The following is a 14,225-nucleotide window of genomic DNA, read 5'->3' as shown; positions in this document are numbered from 1 at the left end:
CAAGCTACTGCTTAAACAGCAAACACTTGAGATTTGGGGTACTTGTCTATCTGGTTTTTATAAAAGGCACCGTCAGTTAGCGAAGGCCCAATTTAATATCTAATGCAGTAGAGGTCAGTTTTGAGCATTAAGTGGACATTAGATGTTTGTGACTCGCGAAACCGCTTCAGACAACTTGCAGACATTCAGAAAATCCCTTTTCCATCCCTTTACCTTTATATTATCTTTGCGGGAATACTATATTTCTTCCTGATGATTTCGCTTCATATAAAGCTAGGTCTGCTCTGTGTATAAGCTCTTGAATCGTTGAATCGGGATCATATTGGCTTACACCCCCACTGATGGTTATTTTCAGATTGTCTGCAATCTCGGTGCAGTCGTATTGCTCGACCGCTTTTCGAATTCTCTCGCAGCAAATTATCGCTGATTCGATTGTTACATTTGGCAGTAGCAATATGAATTCTTCTCCACCCCACCGCGCAGCACTGTCCACTGTCCTTAATTGAGATAAAATTATTTTAGATATTGCAACTAGTGCCTTATCGCCAACATTATGCGACCAGTTGTCATTTATCTTCTTGAAGTGGTCTATATCAATAAAACATAGACAAAAAGGGCTTGCAGCTCTCTGCGCTCTCGATTCTTCGTTACTGCAGATTTCTTCAAATGCTCGTCTATTAAAAAAATTAGTTAGTGGGTCCCTTGCAGATAGTTCTTCAAGCATTAGAGACTTTTTGCTGAGTTCTTCTACAAGTTTCGTTTTCTCAATATTGGCTTCTTCTAGCTGTCTACTTCTCGCTTGTAACTCACTAGTTCTCTCGGCAACTCTTGTTTCAAGTGACCGCTGAACACGTTTGGCACTTAAAGTTTTCAACCAAAATAATCCCAAAATCAGTAAAGCGATGAAAACATAAAAAGAGATCCTCGCAGTCAATGTCTGCCACCAGAACGGTTGCTTAGTAATTTCTAGAATTGAAGCATCTGACCAAGTAGAATAATCGTAACTGGCTTGCACTTCAAACCGAAAATTGCCAGGAGGCAGATTGAAGTACTCGATAACGTTGAGTTTGCTTCGTTTCGCCCATTCATTTGCATAGCCTACAAGTCTAGCGCGATATTTTATTTGCTCACCCAGCAATAAATCGATACTTGCAAACTTTATTTTTAAGTCAGAATCACCGGCAGCGATTTGTACCGAATCTTCTACACCCATGAGTACATCTGATATGTATAGTGCTTCAAACCTTGGCGCTGGAGGCGATTGAATCACAGGTTCTGTGATTTTTAAATCCGCTCTGGATATTCCTTTCGCTGTTGCAACCCAGAGATAATCAGATTCAGTGTCAAACCAAGATGATGGTGTGGAACGTCCATTGGCTTGACGGCTGTTCATCCCATTTCTTTCGGTAAACCAAGCAATGTTTGGTTTAATACCAGTTTCAATACTAGCGTTGACTTGTTCAATTCTTATTTGGACCACGCCGTGGTTTGTTGTGAGCCAAAAAAAGCCATTATTGTCAGTATTTATGGATAAGACTTTTTGAGTTGGAAGATCCCCAAAATCATTAAAGGTCTTGTACTCGTTTATCTGAGGGTCATATCTTGTCAAGCCTCGACTAGACGCAATCCAAAAATATTTCGAATTTAAAGGCTTTTGAATATCGAAAATCTGAACAGCACCAGTAGCTGGATCAAAGACTTGTTCGCTTAACTCGCCATTTTCAATCGAATAAAAACCTTGGCTTGTACCTATCCAAAGGGTGCGTTCAATAAATTTAGCAACCGCAATAAAATCACTTTCTAACCCGCTATTTTCATCAAATAGGTATGTTTGGTCTCTTGACACAATTAGCAGGCCGTTTGAAGTTCCTATTGCTAAGTCACCATAATCATTTACAGCAATTGTTCTAATTTCCGTGGTGGGGATTAAATCTTCAAGGTGCGTAAATCTCGTTAAATCGTTTCCTCTTAATTGATAAAGTCCACTTGCATATGTACCAACTAAAACTTCTGAATTGTTACCTATCGCGAGACTTAGTATTGATATATCGGAAACGACCTTTTCAAATTGGTTGCCACTAACTGATTTGTACAACCCACCTGAAGTACCAACCCAAATTGTATCGTCCCTCTGTATTACAGCTCTTGCAAATTCATTATCAATTCCGTCCCGCTTTCCAAAGCTGGTAAATAAAGACTTTCTAAGTCGACTTAGCCCACCATTTGTACCAACCCAAATACTTCTTTCTCGGTCTTCAAAAATAGAAAGGACGCGATTATCTAGCAGACCATAATTTAGAGAGAAGTGCCGCGTGAGCTTCAAATTATCGTACAGATACAAGCCATCTTTATATGTGCCTAACCAGATTCTATCTCCTCTATCAATTAAGATTGAAGTGGCTGGCTTCTCCGATAGTTTTACAACGGTTTCGCTGGGATCAGAGATTGAGATTAAACTAAGCCCCTCATCAGACGCCGCGAGCAGCTTACTCTCGAATAGTGCAAGGGCGTTAATGCGACTTCCCAGCATCCGTTCGTCTCTGGATAATATTCCCTCATGCAAAATATTCAATCCGGATTCTGTTCCAAAGAAAGTAGTTGGTCCGTGATGAACAATACTTAAAACACTTTTGCCGTCTAACTCTTCTGAATCAACGAAAACTGAAAAATTACCATCGAAATCTACTCTATAGATACTTCCATTCTCGGCAGAAATTAAAAGATTTAAATCAGGATGGTAATATAGAGCATTCACTTGGGAGTTAACGTTTCCTAATTCAGTCCATTCACCATTTGAGCTTCTTTTTATAACCTGTCCTTCCGCACCTCCGATAAAAACATTTCCGGATGAATCTCTGGTGATTACCCAGGCACCACTGTCAGTGAAGTTTGCTCCAACTATCTCATTTGAATTTAAGAATGACTCACCATTGTAGCGTGCGACTCCCTCCCAAGTAGAAAGCCATAAATAACCATCTTCTGACTGAGTAATATCCGTGATAGTGTTGTGCGGTAGTCCTGCTTTTGTATTCCAGGACTCATAAAATAAATTGTGGCTATCAGATGCTTGAGATACTGCTCCTACAGCAGTCACAAAAAAATACAGCGTAAAAATTACATTCTTCAAACTACCACTTCCTGCAGATTAATTTTGTGAAAAACTTCAGCGAAAACCAATCTGAGTTCAAAAGATTTGGGTTCCATTAATATCGCTAAAGTTAACTACTAATTGAGATGCTTGCAATAATCAGAACTTAGTGAAATCCATTCTAGAGAATAGTTGCTTATTATCTATTTGATTTATACAACGCCCAAAATCAACCACTAAAGATAAGTTAGCGTGCGCACATGATAAAAATTCAAATCTAAGCTCATTAGCTTCAGCTTTGCGTATTCTTCTGCCGTCGAATTACATATACTTGAACGGCAGTTTCTGGCACGAAGCAGAAGTAGCTAGTCAATAACCTGTTCGCCCGCAACTTGTCTTGAGCAGACATCTAAGTTTCAGCTTTTGCTAGCTTTATGATGATCGTGGGCAAAATTTAAGTAGTGTGAATGATTATTCACAGTATAAATCAACTAGCTAGTCGCTGATCAACTTCTATAGTAACGGCACAAAGTTTTGTTTGTTAACTTAATAAGAAATCGTTTTCCAAGAGCCCATTCTTTGAACAACAGGTGTGATAAGGATTACATGGCTCGTTGTTACAATGGATGGAGATTTAGTATGCAGCATATGTCCTCTGTGCGACTTAAATCATTGTATAATCTCCAAGTCCACTTAAATCATAAAGTCTTCGTTGTATCTCTTGTTCCTTTATCAACTACAAATAGAAATATTCCGTGAAGTATTTGTGATGTATTGCTGCTTTTTTACTGATACTGTTACAAGGCCGAGCTCAAGAGAACCCTTCGTCTTCACAGTTCGGAAATTAGAGCTGGGATGACGAGTCTATAATGCTTTGTTTTTTCAGAATCATTTTTAATTAGCTCTCTAGAAAAACAATATGAAAGTATTAATAATTGAGGACGATATCGATATTGCAAACTTAGTGTCTATTCAGGTTGAAGAACTACAGGGTAAAGAAACTATTGTTAATACTTTGTCTGAAGCCTTCAAGAAAGTTTCAGAGGAAGAGTTCAACATTATTGTCTTAGATTTATCTCTGCCTGACGGAGATGGGATTGAATTCTGTAAGGAGTTTCGGAAATCTAATGAGACAACTCCTATTTTGATGCTCTCTGCTCGCAGAGGAGAGCTTGATAGAGTGGTAGGGTTGGAAGTTGGAGCTGATGATTATCTTAGTAAGCCGTTCAGCTTGGCAGAGCTGAAAGCCAGAATAAAGGCATTACTTAGGCGAGCTATGCGAGTTGGAAACATACCGGAGAATAGTGAGATAAGAATCGGTTCGTTAAGAATGATTCCACACTCTCATCAGGCATTTGTTAGAGGGAATGAACTATCACTAACAGCCAAAGAGTTTTCTATTCTTATGACTTTTGCTTCGAACCCTACACACGTTTTTAGCCGATCTGACCTTCTTAATCGAGTATGGGGAGTTCAACATGAGGGATATGAACATACAGTAAATAGTCATCTTAACCGACTGCGTCAAAAACTCGAAGATGACGCAAAAAACCCACAAATTATTCAAACAGTATGGGGGGTTGGCTATAAGTTAAATCCCGATGCGTTATGAAATTTAATCAACAAGTACTCAAACCTACTCGTAATGTTTTCAGAACCAGATTGTTTAGACAGTATAGTCTACTTTTGATAAGTATCTTCTTTTTATCTAGTTTGATTTACATATCAATGAGCTACAGTATTGCTCGTTACTATTTGCACCAAGTTCAAACTCGTATTCACATTAATATGGCTCAGACCATAATCAAAGATCACAACTTAACTAAAAATGGAAAGCTCAATGAGCCCGCGATAATCAAAACCTTCGAACGTTATATGCTATTGAACCCAATTCTACAGATTTATTTGTTGGGTAAAGACGGTGAAATATTGAGATATGCAGCAGATGAAAAGAAAATAAAAGTCACTCATGTTTCTCTTGAACCAATATATTCGATGTTAAACCAAAGTGGAGAGTCGACTTGGATATTAGGTGATGATCCACGAGACATAAACGAGAAAAAGTCATTTTCAGTATCACCAATTCCAAATGAAAAGGGAAAAAACGATTATTTTCTCTATGTGATAATCCAAGATAGTATAGAGGCTGATGCAGACAGGCAACTGCACGAAAGCCTAATGCTTAAACTAGGAGTTTATGCATTAGGCTTTAGTTTGTTTGTTGGACTAGTACTTGGTATGACGCTGTTTTTTAGACTGATAAAGCGAATTATTTTTTTATCTGAAAAGATTCAGGAATTCCGAGGTGATTTGATCGAAGTAATACCACCAATAACAAGCTCTGTAAACGAACTGGATAATTTGCAGAGCGATCTAAATGCCTTAACCATAAAGATTCAGTCACAAGTGAATTTACTTGAGCAGTCAGAGGACCAAAGACGTTTTCTGGTCTCTCGTCTCTCTCATGATTTACGTACGCCTCTTACTAATGTGCTCGGGTACATGGAGCAGGCTGAGAAAAAAACCACTGATCCTTTTATGAACACGGCATACAAAAACGCTCTTAAGCTAAAACATTATTTAGATCAACTTTTTGATTTTGCAAGAGTTGACCTCGCTAGCTTTGTACTACAAAAAGAGGAGCTATCGTTGAGCGAGTTTTGTTTCGACATATTTAACGACTACCTTACTCGTAACCCCAAAAGAGATTGGGAAATCAATGTCGTAGAGAATTACATTTATGTATTTGACCCGATCCACATTGAGAGTGCTCTCACAAATCTATTTGACAATGCATCAAAATATGGAACGGGTTGTGTAAAATTTAGTGTAAAACACTGTAACGACGAATTGCTTCTGAGTATATGTAGTCAAGGTGAACCTATTCAACCAGAGCTTTGTTCACAACTTAGATCCGGACCTTTAAAAACTACATCTGGCCTTGGCCTCACAATTGTTCGTATAATATCTGAAAAACATGGTGGTCGATTAAAATTTCAACGAATAGATGATAAAAATTGTTTTCAAATTATCTTACCACTTTCTTTCCCTTAACAATTAATAAAAAAGCTGTTGCTTTTACACAAAGCTATAAAAACGCTCCCTCTCTGACTAAGTCGGTCTTTCGTACTTAAAATTTTCACATTCTGAGAATATTTGTTTTAAGTTTTCTCCATAACAATAAATATAAAATGTACGTGAATTGTGAAGTGATTGTGAGGTATTTGGGCCTTAAATATATGAATATTTTCTCAGGTTAAGGTGTTGTGAATTGATTTTTCAGAATTGGGTTCTTTTTTGTTTTTTCAGGCTTGGTATTTGAAGTGAATTTAAACAAAAAACTATTTTGATTCACTCTTCTGAAATCATTTTTCACATTTATGACCAGATATTTAAATTTTAGTATTTGAGGAAAAGACACTGATGGTCAAAAGAAAAAAAATGTATTTTCGTGTTACTGCAGTATTGGGTTTAACGGTAGGTTTATTAGCTGCTTGCAATGACAACAATAATTATGATGACTATGTTGATGATCCTGGTATGTCAATCGTAGACCCTAATGCACCATTTCAAGATAGCGCCCAGATTTCTAATTATGCAAGAAAAGCCGTAAATGAGCTTAAAGAATTAGGCTTACTTCCTAATGAAAGCTTTTTTTATCCTAAAGAGAAGGCAGATTTTACTTTCGCGGAGGAGCTCCTAAACACAAGTGGCTTGGGAGACGGCCTCGTGACATATGCGGAGGCCGAGAGAATCATACGAGAGCAGTTTATTGAAGAAACAGATAGTGAAACCATTTCGATACAAGGCTTTTTAACGAAGAAGTACACATCTGATCTTGAACATATTTCTAGAGAAGACTTCGTATATATGTTGTTCCAAGCAAAAAACGTGGATTTTGTTCTAACTGGTTCTCCTATTCACAACCCCGCAATTGCAGCGCCTGGGCCTCTACTAGGACCTACAGTGCATAATTTTTCCAGCTCAACAGAAGACCAAGAGTTCGACGGTAGTACTATTTCTTTGTTTCATAGAGGCAAAAATAGCCTAAATACAACATTTACTAAATATCCGACTTTTACCTTACAAGTTCATCCTGAGGTTTTTAAATCAGTCTCCCAAGGTGGGATAGACGTTGACTCAATTCAAGAACTTTCTGCTCAGTTAGAAGTTGAGCTGACCGATGGTTCTATTCATCGTACGCCTCTGACTTCGATGGAACCCTTCAGTATTCACGGTGCTGATGGTAAAAAGCAACAAATAAGAATTGAAGATGGTATCTTGATTCTGGTTGAAGATTTGTTAGGCAATACCGATGAGTTTGAACTGAATGGACGAGCTATTAATGTTCAAGAACTCATAGGTATGATCCAGACGCAATCTTATTATAATGGCGAAACTACTAACTCTGAGATTACATCATTAGTGGTTAATGAACTCAATGAGAAAGGGTTTACACTCCAAGATCGACGAATAATGTTGCACAACTTAATATTAGCTAAAACAGCATTACAGCAGTCTGGGTTGTCTCCTTTAAGTGCGCCGTTTAACACAATAGCAGGTCCGAGTAGTTCATCGCGTGGTTTTAGAGAAGGTAGTTTGTTTTCTACTTATAAATTGGTTGAATCTATGTTAGAGATATCAGAGGGTTCTGCTACTTCTGACTTAACTAGAGAGCTACAGATTCGCGAAAATCAACAGAACTTCCTTACTAGTACGAAGGTTCTCACAGCTGCAACTTTGCTACCACACATTTCGTCATTAGCAAATGCCCCGTTTCTTCCAAATGAGGCTTTGTCCTCAAGGGTCAAAAAATCAGGGGCATTGCTTCCAAGTGAACCTATAGTATTTCAATTCGATAGATTGAAAAGAGCTTCATACATCATTTTGGATGAAGCCTTATCGGGAGGAACTGCCGAGCATTTGGTAACAAATGGTGAATTGATAAGAGAGGAAAACGCATCTGACTCTGCATTTTCTTTGAAAGCTGATAACTTCACAGCAGTTCCTATTGAGGTTAAAGATTCAGTGTTAGTTGACGCTTTGTGGGACTTCAAGTATGCCTATGAGGAGTTGGTAGAGATTATTACAGGCGTAGAATTAAGCGGCGCTTTAGGGACTTTAAGTATCGTCGATCTAGAAACGGTCGAAGCCAAGTTTTCGAGCAAAATAATGAGCGATAAAATGTCTAACATAAAAATAGGAGACTTGAATTTCTCTATGGATATGTTGGCGACACCGTCTCACGTTGGCAATAATTTCGCTCCCTTAAATGATCTTACTACTTTTAGAGCTGCAGAGTCATTTGGAATAAACGAAGCTCTCGAATCTTTTCCCCCACGTCTAGCACACTATATTTGTGAGGGTAAAGTAATTTCATCTGATGGGACAATCTTAGATGAAGCAAAATTAAGACCGAACCAACAAATTGACTTGCTTTCAGATATTTCTATTGATGCTCCAACTTCTTGTATACAAGCTCTTGCGTCTAGTCCAAGGTATAAACAGCTTTTGTTCGTAGATAACTTTCAGCTACCACCATTTGGGCCAGAATCTAAGTTCATATCCACACAAGGTATTGAAATAATAAATAGAATTTTACTTACTCCTGATAGTTCAGACGTTGAAATCAGTGACATACGGTTGTCCTATCGTTTAGACAATTAATCAAGAGTGTAAGGCTGGAACTCCAGCCTTACACTATCCAGAAGATAAACAAAACCGAGACTCACGAGTTCAATTCTCTTCCACAAAAGGACACCCTTATGCGTACTACTGTTACTTTTTTGCTAACAGGATTTTTTGGGCTTTTTAGCAGTATTCAGACCGCTCATGCAGAAGCAGTTCGACCGGTAGATTTTATAAATATATTCGAAAAAATAGCAGGTAAACACAAAGGCGTTAGAAAGAATCATGCAAAAGGTATATGTGCCGAGGGAAGCTTTCTCCCAAACCCCGCAGCAATAGACTATTTTGATGCGGCCTTATTTACACTTAAAGAAAAGCCGGTGGTGTTCAGATTTTCACTACCTGGAGGAAACCCTTTGACCTCGGACAATTCGAGAGCCCCTCGAGGGTTGGCGGCTCAGATCACTCTTTCAAGTAACGTTAAACATAACATAGCAGCACTTAGTGTGCCGGTGTTTGCAGCAAAAGACCCTGAGACTTTTTTAGGTCTTTTGAATGCTTCTATTCCTGGTGACGACGACACAACAAAAATTGAAGCGTTTAGGAAAAAGCATCCAGATACTCAGGCTCAAGCTGAGTGGTTAAAGAATAATCTCCCACCCTGGGGGTACAACACTAGCGAATACTTTGGGATCCATACCTTTTTCGTTGAACACAAAGACGGAAGCATGATTAAAATCCGTTGGCGATTAAAACCTAGGGATGGTCTAAAGGCAATCGATGAATCTGAGTTAGGTCTAAATGGTTCGAACTACCTTGAACATAGATTAATAGAACGGCTAAAGAAATCTTCGATTGATTTTGATTGGATAATAAGTCTGGGGGAGGAAAACGATAGTGAAGATGATCCTACAAAACAGTGGCCTGTTCGCCCAACCATTAATGTCGGAACTTTTAAAGTCAAAAGTAGTGGTGGGAATAACTGTGAAAGTATTAATTTCGATCCAAATGTTTTGAGTCAGGGTTTTTTGACTAGTTCAGACCCCATACTAAGAATGCGATCTCCAACGTATGCGATTTCTTTTGGTAAGAGAATAAACAACAACTAAAAGGTTTTCCATTCGTAAAAACAATTGGTAGTCGAACCTGTTTGAATAGCTTTGATTAAAAATGTCAATTCACTCCCAATTGAGCAACTGGAATCTTATCAGCTTAGATTACGGTGTTGAGCACTTGCTATATAACAGCACTGCAGGTAATTGTACCTAAGAAAAATGAAACGGATCTAAGTGGTGCTTTTGATAATTTGCTTTTTTGACTAATTGTTTGCTCTCTTTTATTGAGAAAACAGACTTGTTCTCATATTGTTTTTGCGCAAGGTTGGCAACAACACTAAATCTAGCTGAAGAGTTGAAGATAGTACCTGGTCCATCTCAGTTCTAGTCTTAGCAGTCGTACTCCTGACCTGGTAGAAGCTGTATGTAAAATCATCTTTTCATACAGCTTATTGTAGTTAACGTGGTAAGGAGTGTAGGATTAAAAAATTTATATGATCGTTAAGACAGTATCTAGTTGAAGAAGGTTTTTTAGGTGACACTGTTTACAGGCCACAATTTCGGATCCTTTAAGAAACCAACGTTTGTTCGCTTGAACAAGCGTTATCAGCGCAGTGAGTTACACTGCGCCGATATATCGGACCTACGACGCATTGTCTCAGAGACGATCTCGAACCCTATCGCCCCTCTGTTCTCAGTTTTGAGCATGACGTACTGAATAATGAAAAAGTCATTTGAGTGTTTTGAAAGCTGCCTGAGAGAAAAGGTGTTGTCCGCTCGCTCTCTTTTTGCTGTCTTTAAGAAATCTTCTAGTTCATCGGCATAACCATAACCAATAAGTCCAAAACCTCGTGCTCCGAGAAATTCTGGATCGTAGTTGCTTGTTTGCATATGCCGCTCCATCATCTTACAACTCAGATTTTTAGCGGCAGCTGCATAAACTGCTGACTTTATCTTTTATAAACCAAAATGATATAGCGTTACTTTATCTCTTACACTTTGACTAGTTACATCTATGCATTGCTTTCTTGTGACAATCGTTTTAACGCGTAACAGTCTTCTCGAATTTTCATGCTTCATAAACTGAGCCTTCGCCATTCAACGTTTTGTTTACGTATTGAACAATTAAAAACCTTAGGTCTTCCGCATACCGTTCCCTTTTAACATCATCATCTAGCGACCATATTTTCATTGACATCGAGTCGCTGACCATCATTAACACATCAACCAATCGCTCTACCGTTTCTATTTCAATCAAGGCATTGTGCAACACAATACTTTCGGTCATTAATGCGCTTATCTGTGTATTAAATTCTTCATTTACTCGTATAAATTCAGCGTGATTTTGCGCAGCTAACACTACGCTGACGATGCCTTTATTGTCATAATAATATTGGACAATGCGGTTTATCATATTCGAAGAAACAGTTGCAAAGTCGCTCTTCGGATAATCCTTTAATGCTTCAACCATTTCCTCATAAAGTCCCGCCATTAGCCTTTCAACTAAAGCGGACATTATTGAATCTACGTTATTAAAGAATTGATAAATGGTCCCAGGGGAAAGCCCAGCTTCGCTAGCTATTTGCCTCGTACTTAGTCTTACTTTCTTGTCTACAAGAATGTTTGCAGCGCAATCAAGAATACGCTCAACTTTCTCGATAGCACGTTGCTGAGTTGGCATTTTCCTGAATGCTGGTTTCTCTAATGAGACTTTCATTATTTACTTAGTACCCTTGTGCATTTTGCCAAGCTGTTAATATTTTTAGGCTTTGTCGCTTGTTATGCTTGCTCTATGAGTTTGTAATTCCAATTTACGGCCTTCGCGCCAGATAAGAACCAAATCCCCATCTTCTAGTTCTTCTCCCCCAGCGATTACAATTCTTTCGCCAAGTTCCAGTCCGTTCAAAACAAATGCATACTGTTCGTCAGTTCTACTTACAGTTACCCATCGCTTTTCTACAAAGTCGTTACTGCCTATGACCCAGACATAGCCCTTTGTCTTCCCATACTGGCCGATACCAAATACAGATTCTACTGGCACCGTTAAATACTTTTCTTTGTGCCCGCTATTTTGTGGAACATCAAAAACAATTCGTGCTGGCATGCCTGAATACACATCCTGCTCTTTGGGCTTTTGAATTGTAATTATCGCTCTATAAAGTTGAGTATTTGAGCTGGTTTTTTTATTCCACGAATGCAAAACGCCATCAAATGTTGCACCAGCTATGTCATCAAGTTTTACTTTTGGTTTTTTTAATCCACCTCTTTCTTCAAGTTTCGAAATGAATTCAAAGGGGAGGTGGATCACGATATCTACAAGCTCCAACATATGAGCAGATGTTATGGCACTGCCTTGAGACTCATTAACCATCAAACTAGTATCAGTCAGAACACTGTTCAACTTGAACTCAAACTCTTCGCACCTAAGCACATGTTTTCCTATTTCTTTTGAAGCTTGCTCGTCGGCAGAGCCCCTGTGAGATGGCTTGCCGAACTGAATGTTTCTACTTATGAGACCTTCATCATACTGTTCACCCGAAGATAGATTTTGTTTCATTAAACCCGTAGAGGCATATACAGATGGTTGTGCTTTATTGACAAGTAGGACGGCTTTTCTTGTAGTTTCAACTACCCCAATAAAAACATGTTGGATTCCACTTTCTTCGGATAACACCGCTGCTTTTACCATCGATAATACGTTAGACCTGAGCGCAACTTTTTCGTTGCTACAACCCTGAACGCAGGATAAAAACAAAACTAAAAGAATAAAGTGCTTCATACCAACTACACAGAAACATGCTCTTGCACCCAACGCTTTAATCACTCCATTAGTCCAATGCAGTAAGGTGCTCAAGTATTACAACAACAATGTAGATACAGGCTGCCGTCATGGCATTCGTACTACAAAACAAAATGTGAACAGTGTTCATATTTTCGTTCTATATTTGACCATTGTCAAACTGTTCCAATAAACAATGTCGTTATTTTCAGAACCCTCCGCGTAACAATCTGTTTTATTGAGAATTTAAAATTATGCACGTCAGTTGTAAGTCTAATTTCTTGAAGACCACTTTAACGGCTAAATGCTATGTTTGCGGATTTGGTAGGCGAAATTCGTTTTTTGTTGAGATGGCTTTCTTGGTTAAGCAAGAATAATGTACAGCAATTGATTTGGTTGGTGGGTCTTACTAAGAAGATACGAATATTGGGTATAGCTGAGTTTATTAAGAACTTCGCGCTTTGAATTCCTGCCCAGATTAAACTGGGCAGGCGCTATTTACTACATTTTTGACTTACGAGTAACTGAGTTAACCATTTTTTTGAAGCTTTTCTCCTTTGCTCTTAATTCATGTAATTCCATTGAATTTCGTTCCTCTTCACGCTTTAGTTTTTGATAGTTAGCTAATCGCCTAGGTTCTAGCAAGCCGTTTTCTATTGCCTTTAAGACTGCGCATCCTAGCTCACTAGTATGGCTGCAATCTGCAAACTTACATTTCTTCGCTAGTTGACCAATATCATCAAAAGTAGAGTCAATACCTTCAGAGCAATCTGTTAATTTTAATTCTCGCATTCCTGGTGTATCAATAAGAACACCGCCATTCGGTATAAAATGTATGGAACGAGACGAGGTAGTGTGTCTGCCTTTACTATCGTCTTCGCGAATGGTTTTAGTCGCTTGCACTTCTGACTGTAATAACGTATTGGTTATGGTAGATTTACCAACACCCGATGAGCCCAAAAGCGCAACCGTAGTTCCTACAGGACACTCTTCTCTCAAGCCCTCACAGCTCTCTTTATCTAGAGCGTTTACACAGAAGACTCTCAGTCTAGAATCGAGCTTTTCAAGCTTGTCGAGCGCATCATCCTTGTTTGAAGCTAAGTCTGCTTTAGTTAGCACGATAATGGGTTCAACTTCTGCTTCTCTGGCGAGCACTAAGTACCTTTCAATTCGACTCAGATTAAAGTCATGGTTTAAAGAAGAGACAATAAACAGTGTTTCAATATTAGACGCAATAAGTTGCAGGCCTAGCTTACTTCCAGCTGAACGACGTGAAAATAAAGATTTCCTGTCTAACAAACGAACAAACTGTGATTGTCCGTCAATGAGAATCCAATCGCCAACCGTCATCTTGGGAAAAGATTTTAGAATGTCTAGCGACTGGTAAGAAGTGCCGTTAAAAACTACATATCGACTGCGGTCGTGTGCGACGATTCGCGCGGGTTCGAAGAGTTCATACTCTTCTAAAGTGAGTTGCTGGAGGAAAAACGGCTGCCAACCAAGCTTTTTCAACTCAGAAAAATTATTCATAACAATACCTTCAGGCAGATATCTGCCTTAACAAAACAAATAACGCTGACTTTTTGAGGAGTCAACGGCTTGAATCATGCAAAGCTAGGCAGTTGCTGCCGATTGCTATTGCATAGGTGTTGTTACAATCATCAAAATCCTTACT

Annotated in this window: 9 protein-coding genes; 4 read left to right on the top strand and 5 right to left on the bottom strand. The window is 38.7% G+C overall.

The window, feature by feature from the left end; translation table 11 throughout:
* Positions 1-220 precede the first annotated feature (220 nt).
* Positions 221-3,127 carry a ligand-binding sensor domain-containing diguanylate cyclase gene (locus tag JN178_RS03825; protein ID WP_202263839.1) on the bottom strand — a complete coding sequence of 969 codons (2,907 nt, stop codon included), beginning with the start codon at positions 3,125-3,127 and terminating at the stop codon, positions 221-223.
* Between the two features lie 880 nt (positions 3,128-4,007).
* On the opposite strand from JN178_RS03825, the gene JN178_RS03820 reads away from it, so the two are divergent.
* The 4 genes from JN178_RS03820 to JN178_RS03805 all read left to right on the top strand — a co-directional run bounded on the left by JN178_RS03820 (position 4,008) and on the right by JN178_RS03805 (position 9,825).
* Positions 4,008-4,700 carry a response regulator transcription factor gene (locus JN178_RS03820; RefSeq protein WP_202263828.1) on the top strand — a complete coding sequence of 231 codons (693 nt, stop codon included), beginning with the start codon at positions 4,008-4,010 and terminating at the stop codon, positions 4,698-4,700.
* A 116-nt stretch (positions 4,701-4,816) separates the two neighbouring features.
* A complete protein-coding gene (locus tag JN178_RS03815; protein WP_202263826.1) occupies positions 4,817-6,142 on the top strand; it encodes a sensor histidine kinase in 1,326 nt (441 codons plus the stop codon).
* 369 nt (positions 6,143-6,511) lie between these two features.
* Complete coding sequence (locus JN178_RS03810; RefSeq protein ID WP_202263823.1) at positions 6,512-8,755, top strand: hypothetical protein; 2,244 nt, start codon at positions 6,512-6,514, stop codon at positions 8,753-8,755.
* Positions 8,756-8,853: 98 nt separating this feature from the next.
* The gene (locus JN178_RS03805) at positions 8,854-9,825 is read left to right on the top strand and encodes a catalase family peroxidase (protein ID WP_202263821.1); all 972 of its coding nucleotides are present in this window, start codon (positions 8,854-8,856) and stop codon (positions 9,823-9,825) included.
* 552 nt (positions 9,826-10,377) lie between these two features.
* Here JN178_RS03805 and JN178_RS03800 read toward each other — a convergent pair.
* From JN178_RS03800 to rsgA, 4 genes are all read right to left on the bottom strand, one after another.
* On the bottom strand, positions 10,378-10,662 hold the full coding sequence (locus JN178_RS03800; RefSeq protein WP_202263819.1) for a CHASE domain-containing protein: 285 nt from the start codon (positions 10,660-10,662) through the stop codon (positions 10,378-10,380).
* Between the two features lie 178 nt (positions 10,663-10,840).
* Positions 10,841-11,488: a TetR/AcrR family transcriptional regulator gene (locus JN178_RS03795; RefSeq protein ID WP_202263817.1), complete on the bottom strand. Its 648-nt coding sequence runs from the start codon at positions 11,486-11,488 to the stop codon at positions 10,841-10,843.
* A gap of 45 nt (positions 11,489-11,533) precedes the next feature.
* Complete coding sequence (locus JN178_RS03790; protein ID WP_202263816.1) at positions 11,534-12,595, bottom strand: efflux RND transporter periplasmic adaptor subunit; 1,062 nt, start codon at positions 12,593-12,595, stop codon at positions 11,534-11,536.
* A 456-nt stretch (positions 12,596-13,051) separates the two neighbouring features.
* Positions 13,052-14,080 (bottom strand): ribosome small subunit-dependent GTPase A, encoded by a 1,029-nt coding sequence (rsgA, locus tag JN178_RS03785; protein WP_202263813.1) that lies wholly within the window; start codon positions 14,078-14,080, stop codon positions 13,052-13,054.
* Positions 14,081-14,225 lie beyond the last annotated feature (145 nt).

Source organism: Alteromonas sp. KC3, from assembly GCF_016756315.1.
Taxonomy (GTDB): Bacteria; Pseudomonadota; Gammaproteobacteria; order Enterobacterales; family Alteromonadaceae; genus Alteromonas.
Note: the sequence above shows the minus strand (reverse complement) of the source record. Positions and strands in the feature narration are given on the sequence as shown.

Coding starts and splice junctions, on each gene's coding strand:
- JN178_RS03820 (WP_202263828.1), top strand. CDS start 4,008: ATGAAAGTATTAATAATTGAGGACGATATCGATATTGCAAACTTAGTG.
- JN178_RS03815 (WP_202263826.1), top strand. CDS start 4,817: ATGAGCTACAGTATTGCTCGTTACTATTTGCACCAAGTTCAAACTCGT.
- JN178_RS03810 (WP_202263823.1), top strand. CDS start 6,512: ATGGTCAAAAGAAAAAAAATGTATTTTCGTGTTACTGCAGTATTGGGT.
- JN178_RS03805 (WP_202263821.1), top strand. CDS start 8,854: ATGCGTACTACTGTTACTTTTTTGCTAACAGGATTTTTTGGGCTTTTT.
- JN178_RS03800 (WP_202263819.1), bottom strand. CDS start 10,662: ATGCAAACAAGCAACTACGATCCAGAATTTCTCGGAGCACGAGGTTTT.
- JN178_RS03795 (WP_202263817.1), bottom strand. CDS start 11,488: ATGAAAGTCTCATTAGAGAAACCAGCATTCAGGAAAATGCCAACTCAG.
- rsgA (WP_202263813.1), bottom strand. CDS start 14,080: ATGAATAATTTTTCTGAGTTGAAAAAGCTTGGTTGGCAGCCGTTTTTC.